Origin of the sequence: Neisseria subflava (genome assembly GCF_003044645.1) — a bacterium.
Lineage (GTDB): Bacteria > Pseudomonadota > Gammaproteobacteria > Burkholderiales > Neisseriaceae > Neisseria > Neisseria subflava_B.
The window spans coordinates 51,126-65,736 of record NZ_POXL01000003.1 but is presented as its reverse complement, the minus strand read 5'-3'; the positions used below and the strand labels follow the sequence as shown (position 1 = coordinate 65,736).

General features: G+C 50.9%; 16 protein-coding genes. 2 read left to right on the top strand and 14 right to left on the bottom strand.

Annotated features, from left to right (window positions below; translation table 11 throughout):
• Nucleotides 1–121 precede the first annotated feature (121 nt).
• Both DBY97_RS03990 and DBY97_RS03985 read left to right on the top strand, forming a co-directional pair.
• The gene (locus DBY97_RS03990; RefSeq protein ID WP_107857517.1) at nucleotides 122–2,344 is read left to right on the top strand and encodes an NADP-dependent isocitrate dehydrogenase; all 2,223 of its coding nucleotides are present in this window, start codon (nucleotides 122–124) and stop codon (nucleotides 2,342–2,344) included.
• Between the two features lie 58 nt (nucleotides 2,345–2,402).
• Nucleotides 2,403–2,996: a LolA family protein gene (locus DBY97_RS03985; RefSeq protein WP_003747363.1), complete on the top strand. Its 594-nt coding sequence runs from the start codon at nucleotides 2,403–2,405 to the stop codon at nucleotides 2,994–2,996.
• A 55-nt stretch (nucleotides 2,997–3,051) separates the two neighbouring features.
• Here DBY97_RS03985 and ylqF read toward each other — a convergent pair whose 3' ends face one another.
• The 14 genes from ylqF to DBY97_RS03915 form a co-directional block, all read right to left on the bottom strand.
• Nucleotides 3,052–3,993, bottom strand: a complete 942-nt coding sequence (gene ylqF / locus DBY97_RS03980; protein ID WP_107857516.1) for a ribosome biogenesis GTPase YlqF — start codon at nucleotides 3,991–3,993, stop codon at nucleotides 3,052–3,054.
• A 92-nt stretch (nucleotides 3,994–4,085) separates the two neighbouring features.
• Nucleotides 4,086–4,310, bottom strand: a complete 225-nt coding sequence (locus DBY97_RS03975) for a protocatechuate 3,4-dioxygenase (RefSeq protein WP_039862229.1) — start codon at nucleotides 4,308–4,310, stop codon at nucleotides 4,086–4,088.
• Nucleotides 4,311–4,344: 34 nt separating this feature from the next.
• Nucleotides 4,345–5,199, bottom strand: a complete 855-nt coding sequence (rapZ, locus tag DBY97_RS03970; RefSeq protein WP_107857515.1) for an RNase adapter RapZ — start codon at nucleotides 5,197–5,199, stop codon at nucleotides 4,345–4,347.
• On the bottom strand, nucleotides 5,180–6,142 hold the full coding sequence (hprK, locus tag DBY97_RS03965; RefSeq protein ID WP_003747372.1) for an HPr(Ser) kinase/phosphatase: 963 nt from the start codon (nucleotides 6,140–6,142) through the stop codon (nucleotides 5,180–5,182). Before hprK ends, rapZ begins: the two co-directional genes overlap by 20 nt.
• Before the next feature lie 3 nt (nucleotides 6,143–6,145).
• Nucleotides 6,146–6,595 carry a PTS IIA-like nitrogen regulatory protein PtsN gene (ptsN, locus tag DBY97_RS03960; protein WP_003747374.1) on the bottom strand — a complete coding sequence of 150 codons (450 nt, stop codon included), beginning with the start codon at nucleotides 6,593–6,595 and terminating at the stop codon, nucleotides 6,146–6,148.
• A 269-nt stretch (nucleotides 6,596–6,864) separates the two neighbouring features.
• A complete protein-coding gene (gene ubiA / locus DBY97_RS03955; RefSeq protein ID WP_107857514.1) occupies nucleotides 6,865–7,785 on the bottom strand; it encodes a 4-hydroxybenzoate octaprenyltransferase in 921 nt (306 codons plus the stop codon).
• 173 nt (nucleotides 7,786–7,958) lie between these two features.
• Nucleotides 7,959–8,453, bottom strand: coding sequence for a chorismate--pyruvate lyase family protein (locus tag DBY97_RS03950; protein WP_107857513.1), 495 nt, complete (start codon nucleotides 8,451–8,453; stop codon nucleotides 7,959–7,961).
• A complete protein-coding gene (gene bioD, locus DBY97_RS03945) occupies nucleotides 8,443–9,099 on the bottom strand; it encodes a dethiobiotin synthase (protein ID WP_107857512.1) in 657 nt (218 codons plus the stop codon). Before bioD ends, DBY97_RS03950 begins: the two co-directional genes overlap by 11 nt.
• Complete coding sequence (gene bioA, locus DBY97_RS03940) at nucleotides 9,096–10,385, bottom strand: adenosylmethionine--8-amino-7-oxononanoate transaminase (protein ID WP_107857696.1); 1,290 nt, start codon at nucleotides 10,383–10,385, stop codon at nucleotides 9,096–9,098. The genes bioD and bioA overlap by 4 nt, the downstream gene beginning before the upstream one ends.
• A 52-nt stretch (nucleotides 10,386–10,437) precedes the next feature.
• Nucleotides 10,438–11,343 (bottom strand): DMT family transporter, encoded by a 906-nt coding sequence (locus DBY97_RS03935; protein WP_107857511.1) that lies wholly within the window; start codon nucleotides 11,341–11,343, stop codon nucleotides 10,438–10,440.
• A 196-nt stretch (nucleotides 11,344–11,539) separates the two neighbouring features.
• On the bottom strand, nucleotides 11,540–12,742 hold the full coding sequence (gene trpB / locus DBY97_RS03930; RefSeq protein ID WP_107857510.1) for a tryptophan synthase subunit beta: 1,203 nt from the start codon (nucleotides 12,740–12,742) through the stop codon (nucleotides 11,540–11,542).
• Between the two features lie 111 nt (nucleotides 12,743–12,853).
• Complete coding sequence (locus DBY97_RS03925; protein WP_107857509.1) at nucleotides 12,854–13,267, bottom strand: hypothetical protein; 414 nt, start codon at nucleotides 13,265–13,267, stop codon at nucleotides 12,854–12,856.
• A gap of 10 nt (nucleotides 13,268–13,277) precedes the next feature.
• Nucleotides 13,278–13,874, bottom strand: a complete 597-nt coding sequence (locus tag DBY97_RS03920; protein WP_049322927.1) for a uracil-DNA glycosylase family protein — start codon at nucleotides 13,872–13,874, stop codon at nucleotides 13,278–13,280.
• A 36-nt stretch (nucleotides 13,875–13,910) separates the two neighbouring features.
• Nucleotides 13,911–14,531 (bottom strand): phosphoribosylanthranilate isomerase, encoded by a 621-nt coding sequence (locus tag DBY97_RS03915; protein ID WP_107857508.1) that lies wholly within the window; start codon nucleotides 14,529–14,531, stop codon nucleotides 13,911–13,913.
• Nucleotides 14,532–14,611: the final 80 nt, after the last annotated feature.

The window sequence follows — 14,611 nt, the reverse complement described above, 5'->3', positions numbered from 1 at the left end:
TAAAAAACAATAACATCAAAACAACAACCAAATCCGCCGAAATATGCCATAATAGGCTTAGCACATTTCTTCTCGCGATGTGCCTGAAAAGAAAAACTTAACCTACATAGAGAATGAACCCATGACTAAATCCACCATTATCTATACCTACACCGACGAAGCTCCTGCATTGGCCACCCAATCCCTGCTGCCGATTGTGCAGGCGTTTACCCGCCACGCCGATATTGATGTCAAAACCAGCGACATTTCTCTCTCCGGCCGTATTTTGGCGGCGTTTCCCGAATACCTGACCGAAGCGCAGCGCGTACCCGATGCGCTTGCCGAGTTGGGCGAACTGGTGAAACAGCCCGATGCAAACGTGATCAAACTGCCGAACATCAGCGCATCCGTACCGCAACTGACTGCCGCGATTAAAGAATTGCAGTCTAAAGGCTTTGCCGTTCCCGACTATCCCGCCGACCCGCAAACCGATGAAGAAAAAGCCGTACGCGAACGCTACGACCGCATCAAAGGCAGCGCGGTCAACCCTGTCCTGCGCGAAGGTAACTCCGACCGCCGCGCGCCTAAAGCAGTGAAAAACTTTGCGAAAAAACATCCGCACAGCATGGGCGCATGGACGAAAGACTCCAAAACCCACGTTGCCACCATGCAAAGCGGCGACTTTTTCCATAACGAACAATCCGTTACCGTACCCGATGCGACTTCCGTATCCATCGTGTTTACCGACAAACAAGGCAACAAAAAAGAGCTGCGCGAGCCTGTTGCCCTAAAAGCCGGCGAAATCATCGACGCGACCGTAATGAGCAAAAAAGCCCTGCTCGCCTTCCTTGCCGAACAAGTGAAAGACGCGAAAGCAAAAGGCGTTTTGTTCTCGCTGCACATGAAAGCCACCATGATGAAAGTGTCCGACCCGATTATCTTCGGACACGCCGTCAAAGTGTTCTTCGCGCCTGTCTTTGAAAAATTCGGCGACAAACTGGCTGCCGCTGGCGTCAACGTCAACAACGGCTTCGGCAACCTGCTTGCCAATCTGGACAAACTGGATGCGGACACCCGCGCTGCCGTCGAAGCCGAAATCGCTGCCGTTTACGCCGCCAACCCCGATTTGGCGATGGTCGATTCCGACAAAGGCATCACCAACCTGCACGTTCCCAGCGACGTCATCGTCGATGCTTCCATGCCCGCGATGATCCGTAACTCCGGCCGCATGTGGGACAAAGACGGCAAAGCGCAAGACACCAAAGCCGTGATTCCCGACAGCAGCTACGCAGGCGTTTATCAAGCAACCATCGACTTCTGCCGCGAACACGGCGCGTTCGATCCGACAACCATGGGTACCGTGCCCAACGTCGGTCTGATGGCGCAAGCAGCTGAAGAATACGGCTCGCACAATAAAACCTTCGAAATCGAAGCCGACGGTCAAGTTCAAGTCATCAATGCGGCGGGCAAAGTCCTGATGCAGCACGACGTTGAAGCTGGCGACATCTGGCGCATGTGCCAAACCAAAGACGCCCCCGTCAAAGACTGGGTACAACTCGCCGTCAACCGCGCCCGCCTGAGCAACACACCCGCCGTGTTCTGGCTCGACGAAAACCGTCCGCACGACAAGAGCCTGCTCGCCAAAGTCAAAGCCTACCTTGCCGAGCTGGATACCGACGGCCTCGACATCCGCGTCCTCGCGCCTGAAGAAGCCGCTAAATTCAGCTTGGGCCGTCTGAAAAACGGCGAAGACACCATCTCCGTAACCGGTAACGTCCTGCGCGACTACCTGACCGACTTGTTCCCGATTTTGGAACTGGGTACCAGTGCGAAAATGCTGTCCATCGTTCCATTGATGAACGGCGGCGGTATGTTTGAAACCGGCGCAGGCGGCTCCGCACCGAAACACGTCCAACAATTCCTCGAAGAAAACCACTTGCGTTGGGACTCTTTGGGCGAATTCCTCGCGCTCGCCGTATCGTTTGAACATCTGGCGCAAAAAACCGGCAACGCCAAAGCCCAAGTCCTCGCCGACACTTTGGATGCCGCCACCGAAAAACTGCTGTTGAACGACAAATCGCCCAAACGCAAAGCTGGCGAACTCGACAACCGCGGCAGCCATTTCTACCTCACCCTCTACTGGGCGCAAGAATTGGCAGCGCAAGACAAAGATGCCGAACTGAAAGCCGCATTTGCTCCATTGGCAGCCGCTTTGACTGCCGACGAAGCCAAAATCGTTGAAGAGCTCTCTGCCGTACAAGGCAAAGCGGTCGACATCGGCGGCTACTACGCAGCCAATCCTGAAAAAGCCGCGCAAGCGATGCGTCCGAGCGCAACCTTTAATCAGGCCTTGTCAGCCTTATAATTAAAGCAATAAAAGGCCGTCTGAACTTTCAGACGGCCTCAGACCTTATGGAAACACAATGAAAAAAACCATTCTTTCTCTTACTCTCCTCATCAGCGCTCCGGCTTTGTGGGCATTTTCCCCTGCTGAATTGGCACAAACCCTGCAAAAACCGCAAAACGTGCAAGGCAATTTTGTCCAACAACGCCAGCTCAAATCCCTCAGCAAACCCATGACCACCAGCGGCAGCTTTACCCTTGTCCCACAAAAAGGCCTGCTCTGGAAAATGCAAAAACCATTTGAAACCACCCTGCGCGTTCGTTCAGACGGCATCATGCAATGGAACGGCAGCCAATGGGTCAACCCAAACGCCAGCAAGCTCAACGGCCAAAGCCGCCAAATCAAACTCTTCCTCGACCTTTTGGGCGGCAATACCCAAGGCTTAGAAAAACAATTTGATTTGAAATTAAACGGCAACGAGAAAAAATGGACGTTGACCCTGACTCCGAAAACCGCCATTACCCGCCAAATCTTCAACCGTATCGAAATCAACGGCGATACGCTGGTGCGTAAAATCGAATTGGACGAAAAACAAGGCGACAAAACCACCATGCAGTTCAACCAAATCCAAACCGATAAAGCTCTGGACAGCTTCAGCCGTACCGCCCTCTAAATTGTCTATCCCAACAAAAGGCCGTCTGAAAATAGATTTCAGACGGCCTTTTGTATTAATCGGCTGAAGGCTGCGGCCCTTTTCGTTCCGCCTTTCTGGCTTCGCGTATGGCTTTAAGTTCGGCCTCTTTCTGTCTGGCTTTTTTCAGCCAAGCCTCCCATTGGTTTGGCGTTTCCAGCGTGATTCTGCCGATTTTGCCTTCGCGGAAATCGGTCAGGATATTTTCAGCGGCCTTTTGATAGTTGATCCGTCCGCCGCTCAAAACCGCACCGCGTTTTTTGGCAATCCACTCCAACCAAGAAGTATCGTCCCAATGACTGCTTGGATCTTTGTCGGCTTGATAGCGCTCTTGCAACAGGGCCAGATAATGGCGGCGAAGGTAATCCAAAAGCTCAAGCGCCACTTCTTCTTCATCCAGCGCGTTGCGTCCGACTGCACCGCCGGCTGCAAGGTTATAGCCGCCTTCTTCAACGATAATTTTTGGCCACAACATACCGGGGGTATCGTAAAGCCAGAAATCGTCGGCAAGGAAAAGGCGTTGTTCGGCTTTGGTAATACCAGGTTCGTTACCGGTTTTGGCAGATTTTTTGCCGATCATGCCGTTAATCAAGGTGGATTTGCCGACGTTGGGAATACCGCAAATCAGGACACGCAACGGCTTCTCGATACCTTGGCGATGCGGAATCATGGCGCGGCAGGCTTGGGTGATTTTGCCATGTGTGCCGGTTTCGGAAGAATCCAGCGCAATGGCGCGGGTATCTTGGCGGCTGTTGTAGTGTTCGAGCCAAACTTTGGTACGCTCGGGATCGGCAAGGTCTTGCTTGTTTAAGATTTTGAGTTTGGGCTTGCCTTTGGACAACTGGGCAAGCAAAGGGTTTTCGCTGGAAGCAGGCATACGCGCGTCCAACATCTCAATCACCATATCAACGCTTTTAATGCGTTCGGCAATGGCTTTTTTTGCCTTGTTCATGTGGCCGGGAAACCATTGGATAGCCATGTCTTTTTATTCTTTCTATTCGTATCTGAGGCCGTCTGAACAATCATTTTTTTCAGACGGCCTCGGTATTGGGATAATCGGTCAATCAGGATTTAGAGATTGCCATGCTCGTAGCTGTAATAGCCTGCTTCATCCATACATTGCTCAAACGTTTTGGATGTATTTCCATTTTGAACTTGCGATTTGCAGGTATTGATTTGGCGGGAAACTTCAGCTTCACTCGCGCCGGTACGGTGCCAACGGTAAGCAGTAACAGGCTCTGTCGCGCAGGCGGTCAAGATAAGCAGGGATAATGCGGTCAGACTGATTTTTTTCATGGTTTCTTCCTTTGAGGCCGTCTGAAACGGCAAATTAGCGTCCTGCCAAGCTTTGTGCCTGACGGTGGCGGACAAGGAGTTCATAACGGCCTTTGAGGCGTTCGGCCAGTTTTTCTACAACATAAACGGAGCGGTGCTGACCGCCGGTACAACCGATGGCGATTGTGACATAACTGCGGCTCTCTTGCTGCAGGCGCGGCAGCCAGCGGTTTAAGAAATGCTCAATATCATCAACCATTTCTTGAACCAAAGGCTGCTGGTCCAAATAATCTTGAATGGGTTTGTCCATGCCGGTAAAGGGGCGCAATTCGGGATCGTAATACGGATTGGGCAGGCTGCGCATGTCAAACATAAAGTCGGCATTATTGGGAACGCCGTATTTGAAACCAAAGGATTCAAGAATAACCAGCAAACCGATGCGTTCAATGTTGAGCCATTGTTGAACGGCATAACGCAGCTGCTGCGCGTTCATTTTGGACGTATCGATGCAATATGCAATGTCTTTGAGCGGAAAGAGCCATTCGCGTTCTTTTTGCAGGCTTTCCAACAAGGTCAGATTATGGTCTGACAAAGGATGGCCGCGGCGGGTTTCCGAGAAGCGGCGTACCAACACGCCCTCTTCCGCTTCAATAAAGAGGACTTCGACTTGATGCCCTTCATGACGCAAATATTGGATTTGCTCTTGCGCTTCCTGAATATTGATACCGGAACGGATGTCAACGCTGACACCAAGCTGGGTTTCTTCGCCGCGTTCAATATGGTACAACACCAGTGAAGGCAACATTTCCAAAGGCAGATTATCAACGCAATAAAAGCCTGAATCTTCAAGTTGTTTGAGGGCTACGGATTTTCCTGAGCCGGATAAGCCGCTAATCAGGACGATTTTCATGGTTTTGTTCGTTTTCTTTGAGTTGTGTTTGATGGCGTTCGAGGAATTCTTTGGTGCTGTCTTTGCCGCGCAATTGAAGGATGTAATTGCGCACCGCAGCTTCAACCAATACTGCTAAGTTTCGACCGATTGCAACAGGCAGGGTAACGGAACGGACACTGACGTTGAGGATAGATTCTGTTTCGGTACGGATGCTCAATCGATCGAGTTGTTTCATGTATCCGTCGTCGGCCGGAACCAAATTGATAATCAGCTGGAGGATTTTTTTCGGACGGATGGAGGTTTCGCCAAAAATATGGCGGATATTGAGTATGCCCAAACCGCGCACTTCGAGGAAATCACGCAGCATAGGCGGGCAACGGCCTTCCAGCATTTCCGGACCGGTGCGGAAGAGTTCGACCGCATCATCGGCAATCAGGCTGTGGCCGCGCGAAATCAGCTCCAATGCCAATTCGCTCTTACCTAAGCCGGATTGTCCGGTAATGAGTACGCCCACTTCAAATACATCCAAAAATACGCCGTGCTTGATGGTGGAAGTCGCCAATGTGCGTTGCAGATAAATCCGCAAAACGTCCATCAAGTGCGGGCTTTCCTGTTTGGATGTCAGCAGGGGGATACTGTTGGTATGGCAATAATCGCGCAATTTGGGCGAAACCGGCAAACCGTTGGCGACGATGACCAAAGACATGGGAATGTCGAAAAGCTCGCCGAAATCATAGTTGAGTTCGCCCGATTCCAGACGGCGTAAATATTCGGCTTCGGCTACGCCGACAACTTGAATTTGGTTGGGATGGATAAAGTTTAAGTGGCCGACCAAGGCCAAGACGGGTTTATCGGCTTCGACACCGATACGGTTGTCCGCGCCGGAATTGCCGGCAGCCCAAGCAAGTTCGAGTTTGTGCTGATTGTCGGAAAACAGGCGGCGGACGGATATGCTGGGCATGAATTACTCTTCGGTCAGGAGTGTGCGTACTTCTTCGGCAGAAGTCGCGGCCATCAATGCTTCACGGACGGCTTTTTGAGAGAATCTGCCGGCCAGTTTGGACAAGACTTCCAAATGTTCGCCGGTAGCGTTTTCAGGCACAAGCAGGATAAAAATCAGGGAAACGGGTTTGCCGTCGGGCGCATCAAAGGCGACCGGCTCTTTGGTGCGGATAAACGCACCGGTGGCTTTTTTCACGCATGCGTGACGGCCGTGAGGAATCGCCACCCCCTGCCCCAAACCAGTCGAACCGAGTTTTTCACGGGCAAACAGGCAGTCGAACACGTTGGCATTCGGTAATTCTGCTTCATTCTCCAGCAGCTGTGCGGCCTCTTCAAACAGACGCTTTTTGCTGCTGACTTCCAAATCCAAAACGATATGGGACAAAGGTAAAATTTCGCCGATCAGGCTCATATGTATCTCTTTTAAATGTCGCAAAACAATGGGATTGTACCGATTGTCGGTGCAAATCTCAATCCTGAAGGCGTAATTTACACTCGTCCCGCTAACATTTTCCATGTTGTTTTTGATATTTTTTAACGAGCCGAAAATAATCCAACCATTTGATTATGATTGATTTAAAGTAAAAATTCCATCATTGGCTAAATCACGGTTTAAATAAAAAGGAGTATGTCCGGCATACTCCTTTTCCCTTTCTTTTCAGACGGCCCCAGCCTCGTTTTTTAAAACAATTTGGACACCAAAAACAACCAGAAATAATGGCAGACCAATCCGCAAAACCACGCCAAGCCGATGCGGTTGTTGGCCAAAAACGTTTGGAAGCACAACTGGCGGTTGCGCGTACGGATGGCGGCATATTGTTGGCACTGCCAATACGCGGTTATCGGCAATACCAGCCAATACGGCCAAGTTGCGCCGATTTTGATACCCAACACTACCATCAATACGGTAAACCAAAAATGGCAAAGCATGGTTGCGCTAATGTCGTGATGGCCAAATGTGATTGCCGAAGTTTTAATGCCGATTTTCAAATCGTCTTCTTTGTCCGCCATGGCATAAATCGTGTCGTAAGCCAGCGTCCATAAGGCATTGGCGGTAAACATCAGCCACGCTTCGGGAGGCACTCGGCCTTGCACGGCGGCAAAGGCCATGGGAATACCGAACGAAAATGCCAGTCCCAAATAAAACTGCGGCAACGGGAAAAAGCGTTTGGTAAAGGGATATGTGACGGCCAGAAACAAAGCCGGAAGGCTCATCAGCCAAGTAAATCGGTTGAGCGGCACCAGACACAAGGCCGCCATCAGACACAGCATGACGGTCAAAAGCAACGCTTCGGTTTTGGAAACCAAACCTTTGGCAAACGGGCGGTTTTTGGTGCGCTCTACTGCGCCGTCAAAATTGCGATCGGCAAAGTCGTTCACGACGCAGCCTGCGCTGCGCATTAAAAACGTGCCTGCAGTAAAGGCAATAAAAATATCCGCATCGGGAACGCCTTTAGACGCAATCCACAATGCCCAATAAGTCGGCCACAGCAAAAGCAGGGTGCCGATGGGTTTGTCGATGCGCATCAGTTTGGCGTATATCACCATCCGTCCGACAGCGTAACGCGGTAAAAATTGTAGGAAAAAGCGCCGTATGTTCATTGGTGTAATGTGTCGTTGTATATGTATTGATGCTGAAGGAAAGGCATTTTAGAGCCTTAGCTCTTATTATAATTTATTGCCGTCTGAAATCAAACGAATCTTAATGATTTAATTTGTTGTATTATAACAGAATTATGACAAACATCAGCAATCGGTTTTCTTTTCAGACGGCCTTATCGGTATAAATCCATTAATTCCAATAAGAAATATTCTGTTAATTCCAATATTTCGCCGTTCCAATCGAAATACGAACGGCGCGCGGTAACAGGCCGTCTGAAAGACGGATGGTCGGCATCTTCAAAACGAAGAAACTCAAAATCCGAACGTTTCAACGGCAATGTACCGTCAAACAGACGCTCGCCCAAAGGCTGCGTTCCGCAATCTAATAATTCTGTCCATAGACGGCTATCCGGCCGGCACGCGCTTCTGGCTTGTATCACTGTTTCGCCGTCCAGTTTGAGCAAAACATCGCGCACAAAAATTTCATCGCTATTGTCCGTACCCTTCGTCAAACCCAAATACACAGGCTTAACCGAAAATTCCTTGCCGGAAGCACGCAGAGTGGCGGTTAGCGAAGAAACGGTCAGCAAATGTCCAGCCTTAGACGGCAGAAGACTTGAAGCTTCGACATATGAACAAAGTGTGCCACGCGGTATATCAAACGCCATTTACCACCTCTGTTTTGGCCAACTCCTGCCATTTGGCTTCGGGAAACTCATCTTTCAGACGGCCTTTAAGATATTCCAAGGTATCGCCGGCAACGGTTTCATCTTTGCTGTCGTGAATATGGTTGAAAATCAGGCTGTGCAGGCTGATGCCGTATTGCTTGAGTGCGGCGAAGCTGAGCAGGGTGTGGTTGATGCTGCCGAGCCGCCCGCTGGTAACGAGGATGACGGGATAAGCCTGATGCTGAATATAATCAATGGTTAACAGGTTTTCCATCAGAGGAACCATCAATCCGCCCGCGCCTTCGACCAATACGATTTCGTATTGTGCCGCCAGCTGCTGCGTGGCGGCGCGGATTTTGTTCAAGTCCAAAGCCCTGCCGTCCAGACGGGCGGCGAGATGGGGCGAGGCGGGATAGCTGAAGATTTCGGGCATGGTCAACCGCTGTTTGTCGGCCTCCTGCATGGGTATGCCCATGATGTTGCGGTGGACGGCGATGTCGTCGGCGATGTTTTGGCAACCGGTTTGCACGGGCTTTTGCGTGATCACACTTTTGCCCTGCTGCAACAATTGTTTTGCCAACATGCCGGTGGCGACGGTTTTGCCGATGTCCGTGTCTATGCCGCTGACGAAGTAAACGCCTTTCATTTGTTGTGTTCCTTCAAGATTTGTACGGTTTTGTCGGCAAGTTCGGTCAAGAGGTCGTCTGAAATAATATAAGGCGGCATAAGGTACACCAGCCCGCCGAATGGGCGCACCCAAATGCCCTGCGCCACGCAGTCCGCTTGAAAACGCGCCATATCCACGCCTTTTTCCAACTCTATCACGCCAATAGCACCCAAAACGCGCACGTCTTTCACGCCGCGAATGTCCCACGCAGCTTTCAGACGGCCTTTTAAGATGCTTTCGATGCGGCGGATATTTGCCTGCCAATCTTGGGACAAAAGCAGTTTGACCGAAGCGCAGGCAACGGCACACGCCAGCGGATTTGCCATAAATGTCGGGCCGTGCATAAACACGCCCGCTTCGCCGCGCGAAATCGTTTCGGTAACTTTTTGCGAAGTGATTGCAGCCGCCAGCGTCATATAGCCGCCGCTCAAGCCCTTGCCGATACACATAATATCCGGCACGACCTCCGCGTGTTCGCAGGCAAACATCTTGCCCGTTCGCCCGAATCCGGTGGCGATTTCGTCAAAAATCAACACGATATCAAATTCATCGCACAAATCGCGCAAACCGCGAAGATACTGCGGATGATAAAAATACATGCCGCCCGCGCCCTGCACGACCGGTTCCAAAATAAAGGCGGCAATGTCCGCATGATGCGCTTCAAACAAGGCGCGGACAGGCTGCAAATCTGCCTTATCCCACTCATCGTCGAAACGGCTTTTCGGATTATCGACAAAATAACGCTGCGGCAGAGCGCTGCCGAAAATATGGTGCATCCCCGTTTCCGGATCGCAGACGGACATCGCGTTCCAAGTATCGCCGTGATACCCGCGCCGTACCGTCGCAATATTCTGCTTCGCGGTCAAATCCCGCGCCTGCTGGTATTGCACAGCCATTTTCAGCGCGACTTCCACCGAAACCGAACCTGAATCCGCATAAAAAATACGGTCCAGCCCCTGAGGCAAAATCCCGACCAACAATTTGCCCAGCTCCACCGCAGGCTCATGCGTCAAACCACCGAACATCACATGCGACATTTGCTTAATCTGCGCCTCAACCGCCTGATTCAAAATGGGATGATTGTAGCCATGTATCGCACACCACCAAGACGACATCCCGTCAATCAGCCGCGTACCGTCCGCCAATTCGATGTGCACACCCTCCGCACGGCTCACCGGATAAACAGGCAACGGGTCGGTCATAGATGTATAAGGATGGAGCAGATGGGCGCGGTCGAAATCGAGCAGGGAGGAATGTTCGGACATGTTAAAAACAATGATTTGATCAGTTTCATTATTATATAACATATTTCCTATTTCAGACGGCACGTCTTCCGTACTGCATCAACGCCAATCCGCCCACCGCTGCCAAACAGCCAGCAACCAAGGAAACATGCAATGCCTCGCCCAAAAACCAAGCGGAACACAAAATGCCGAATACTGGCACCAAAGTAATGTACGCCGCCGCGCTGCCGGCACCCAAAGTCTTTACGCCTTCAAAATACCACGCATAGCTCAAGACCGTTGCGCCGACAGACAGGCCAATCAAAGCAAACCAACCCCTGCCGTCCATTTCGGCAAGCATACCAAACGGCAGGCCGTCTGAAATCAGCGCAGGCGGCAGCAACATCATTGCACCCAGCCAAGCGGTGGCCACGGTGACCGTCAGCGCATCAATCCCCCGCAACACCGCCCTGCCTATCATCGTATAAGTAACCAAGCAGCAAAGGCTGCAAAACACCAGCACTTCGCCCCACCCTACGCCGCCGCCCGAAAAAAATGCCGCAATCTCGCCATGCGTGACCGCCCATATCGAGCCTGCCACTGCCAACAACATACCTGACACAATTTTGCCGTTGAGTTTCTCGCCAAACAACAAAGCCGCAAAAAACATCGTTAGCACAGGATTGAACGTGACCAACACCGTCGCCCTTGAAGCAGGAATCCGCTGCAAACCCAGCATAGACAATACGGTAAAACCAAATACGCCGAATGCTGCCGCCAGCGCCAATCCAAGCCATTGCTTATGCGACAAAACCGCCAAAGTACGCAATCGATACCGTGCAAACAGCCAGCCCAAAAGCAAGATTGCCGCCGTCAAAAAGCGCAGCATACCGCCCGTTAAAGGCGGCAGCGCCTGTCCCAGCATTCGCCCCATCGGCCAAGATGCGCCCCAAAACGCCGCCATGCCCAATAGTTTTAGATGGATTGCTAAATGTTTCATGGTGATGGATAAATTGAATAATTGGTTTAGAAAGCGTACAAGATCGGTTTGGAAGGATAAATTTCCTTAGCCGCCGATACTTGATAGAGTTTGCGCGGATAAAATACTACGCTGAATCATTACGGAAACAAAGGCCGTCTGAAAGACTGAAATCCAGCTTTTTCAGACGGCCTTTATTCTGCTCAATCAATAAGACTTACAACTCAATGCCTTTGAGTTTCGCCACGGTATTAATGTCTTTGTCGCCGCGTCCGGAGAGGTTGACCAAAATCACTTGATCTTTGCTCATTTTCGGCGCGTTTTTCACCGCCCAAGCAACGGCATGGCTGGATTCCAGCGCAGGAATAATGCCCTCGAAACGGCAGAGCAAGTCAAAGGCTTTGAGTGCTTCGTCATCTTTGGCAACGGTGTATTCCACGCGGTTGATGTCGTTCAAATGGCTGTGTTCCGGGCCGATGCCTGGGTAGTCCAATCCTGCGGAAACAGAGTGCGTACCCAAGACTTGACCGTTTTCGTCCTGCATCAAATAGCTGCGGAAACCGTGCAATACGCCGATAGGGGCTTTACTGGTAATCGGCGCGGCGTGATCAGGCGTATCCACGCCCAAACCGCCGGCTTCTACGCCGACCAAACGTACGTTTTCTTCTTCGATATAGGGATGGAACAAACCGATGGCGTTCGAGCCGCCGCCCACGCAGGCAACGGCAACATCAGGTTGGCGGCCGATGGCTTCCAACATTTGTTCTTTGGCTTCGTTGCCGATCACGCACTGGAAATCGCGTACCATTTCAGGATACGGCGCTGGGCCTGCGGCAGTGCCGATGATATAGAACGTGTCGTCCACGCGGGCAACCCATTCGCGCATGGCTTCATTCATCGCATCTTTCAATGTACGGCTGCCGCTGTCAACGCTAACGACATTCGCGCCAAGCAGCTTCATACGGAACACATTCGGCATTTGACGTTGGATATCGTCCGCACCCATATACACGTCGCAAGTCATGCCAAAGCGTGCGGCAACGGTGGCAGAAGCCACGCCGTGCTGACCCGCGCCGGTTTCGGCGATGACACGTTTTTTACCCATGCGGCGGGCAAGCAATGCCTGACCGATGGTATTGTTTACCTTGTGCGCGCCGGTGTGGTTCAAATCTTCACGCTTCAGCCAGATTTGTGCGCCGCCCAAATGCTCGGATAATCGCGCGGCATGGTAAACAGGGCTGGGACGGCCGACATAGTGTTTCAAATCATGGCGGAACTCTTCCCAAAATGAAGGATCTTCTTTCGCTGCTTTATAGGCTTCTGCCAATTCTTGCAAAGCAGGAATCAGGGTTTCGGAAACGTACAGGCCGCCGTGTTCGCCGAAAAAGCCGTTCTCGTCGGGAGCGTGATAATTTTTCATGGGATTTTTCCTTGTTTGTTTTATGGTTTCAGACGGCCTGATTCAGTACAAGGCCGTCTGAAAGTAAAATTGTCAGCAATTATAGCCGTTTTCCATTCATCTTGTCGGCAACTAATTGAATAATAATATCAGCAGACAAAATAGGAACAACAGCGTACAGCTCGATGTTGCAACCAATGCCGTACCCAACGGTGGCGCGATATATTTTTCTTCGTTTTTGCTTCTCAGGCATAGTTTCAATGCCAACATTCCCAGCCACAGTGCCAGCAACCAACAACCCAAAAAGTTAAGCACAAGCAAAGCAATAATCAACTCATTGGTATTTTTTATAGTGCTTACATTCAAAAATATCCAATTAAGGCCGTTAACAGACATAATGACTGCAGATATTTGTATCACATACAAAAGCGTTCCGCCCAGCAATACCTTGATATGCCATTGTTTGGCCTTCAGCCACACTGAGACGACATTAAAAAGCCACCACAAAGCCATAAACGTCATTAAAGAAATTTCATAACGGTCCATCACCCTACTCCTAAAAAACAGTCAATCCAGCCATTTCAAAAAAAGCCCGATACGCCGCCGCTTTTTTCGCCAAACTCAAAGGATAGGCACGCGAAGTCGAAGGCAGACGCGTCAGGGTCAACTCACGTCCAACATAGTGAAACGGCACTGTTTCGCCTGTCTTCGGCATTTTCATACCGCTGCCTTGAATCTCCAACAAAACTTCGGTTGCCTTACCGCCGGTGGTACAAAGATGGCGGCACTCAGGCATTTGCGCCAATACTGCCGCCAAATCGACGGTTTCTATCACTTTTAAAAACTTATCCGAAGCATTGCCATGTTCGCGTATGGCCTTCAACACGGTCGGACAGGATGCAATCCCCTTCTCACTCAAAAACGCTTTAATTTTATCGGCATCAAACGCCTTTTCGCCCTGCTTTTGAAAATGCGCCGCATCGCCAAAAAACACCAGCCCATACACGCGCCACATATCGTTTTGGAAATTCGGATAATGAAACTGCATCGCGTGTTTTTCTTCTTTAGGCGGAAACGTCCCCATCATCATGACCGTTGCCTGCGGCGGCAACAAGGCTGCGAAGGGGTGGGATTCAACGATTGGCTCTTGCATATCTGTATTCCGGTTGTTTTTCATTCAAACAAAATTTCAGACGGCCTTTACTGCCTGAATAAACGCCGCCATTTTCTCCCTGCTCTTAATCCCGCCGGAGATTTCCACGCCGCCAGACACATCCACCGCCGCCGCGCCACTGATTTTTACCGCTTCGGCAACGTTTTCCGCCGTCAATCCACCGGCAAGTATCCACGGTTTGCCGATATTGCCGTGCAACATGGTCCAATCGAAACTTTGTCCCGTACCGCCGTATTCGGTCGGATGATAAGCATCAAACAGCAAAGCGCGGGCATTCAGGAATTTGGCACAGGCCGTCTGAATATCGGCAGCGGACTGCACACGCACGGCCTTCAAATACGGGCGGTCAAACCGACGGCAAAAATCATCGTCTTCATCGCCGTGAAACTGAATCACATCTATCGGTACCTGACGCAAAATCTCGCGGATGGTTTGCTCGTTTTCATTCACAAACAAGGCCACCACCGATACAAACGGCGACAGGTCTTTCACAACCGCCTGCGCCTGCTCAATACTCACTGCCCGTTTACTCTTGGCGTAAAACACCAGCCCGATGGCATCCGCGCCCAATTCGGCCGCGGCCAGCGCGTCTTCAGGTCGGGTAATGCCGCAAATTTTGGTGCGTATGGTATTCATGGGGATTGCCTTTTTAAACAGATGGGTCGGATATTATATAAGTTTAAGGCCGTCTGAACATGAAATATCAGGTTCAGACG

What these genes read in the sequence shown, in the direction of transcription:
- bioD (WP_107857512.1), bottom strand. Translation starts at nt 9,099, where the DNA reads ATGAAAGGCGTTTACTTCGTCAGCGGCATAGACACGGACATCGGCAAA.
- DBY97_RS03950 (WP_107857513.1), bottom strand. Translation starts at nt 8,453, where the DNA reads ATGGCGTTTGATATACCGCGTGGCACACTTTGTTCATATGTCGAAGCT.
- ubiA (WP_107857514.1), bottom strand. Translation starts at nt 7,785, where the DNA reads ATGAACATACGGCGCTTTTTCCTACAATTTTTACCGCGTTACGCTGTC.
- DBY97_RS03920 (WP_049322927.1), bottom strand. Translation starts at nt 13,874, where the DNA reads ATGCAAGAGCCAATCGTTGAATCCCACCCCTTCGCAGCCTTGTTGCCG.
- DBY97_RS03990 (WP_107857517.1), top strand. Translation starts at nt 122, where the DNA reads ATGACTAAATCCACCATTATCTATACCTACACCGACGAAGCTCCTGCA.
- DBY97_RS03985 (WP_003747363.1), top strand. Translation starts at nt 2,403, where the DNA reads ATGAAAAAAACCATTCTTTCTCTTACTCTCCTCATCAGCGCTCCGGCT.
- ylqF (WP_107857516.1), bottom strand. Translation starts at nt 3,993, where the DNA reads ATGGCTATCCAATGGTTTCCCGGCCACATGAACAAGGCAAAAAAAGCC.
- bioA (WP_107857696.1), bottom strand. Translation starts at nt 10,385, where the DNA reads ATGTCCGAACATTCCTCCCTGCTCGATTTCGACCGCGCCCATCTGCTC.
- trpB (WP_107857510.1), bottom strand. Translation starts at nt 12,742, where the DNA reads ATGAAAAATTATCACGCTCCCGACGAGAACGGCTTTTTCGGCGAACAC.
- ptsN (WP_003747374.1), bottom strand. Translation starts at nt 6,595, where the DNA reads ATGAGCCTGATCGGCGAAATTTTACCTTTGTCCCATATCGTTTTGGAT.
- rapZ (WP_107857515.1), bottom strand. Translation starts at nt 5,199, where the DNA reads ATGAAAATCGTCCTGATTAGCGGCTTATCCGGCTCAGGAAAATCCGTA.
- DBY97_RS03915 (WP_107857508.1), bottom strand. Translation starts at nt 14,531, where the DNA reads ATGAATACCATACGCACCAAAATTTGCGGCATTACCCGACCTGAAGAC.
- DBY97_RS03975 (WP_039862229.1), bottom strand. Translation starts at nt 4,310, where the DNA reads ATGAAAAAAATCAGTCTGACCGCATTATCCCTGCTTATCTTGACCGCC.
- hprK (WP_003747372.1), bottom strand. Translation starts at nt 6,142, where the DNA reads ATGCCCAGCATATCCGTCCGCCGCCTGTTTTCCGACAATCAGCACAAA.
- DBY97_RS03935 (WP_107857511.1), bottom strand. Translation starts at nt 11,343, where the DNA reads ATGAAACATTTAGCAATCCATCTAAAACTATTGGGCATGGCGGCGTTT.
- DBY97_RS03925 (WP_107857509.1), bottom strand. Translation starts at nt 13,267, where the DNA reads ATGGACCGTTATGAAATTTCTTTAATGACGTTTATGGCTTTGTGGTGG.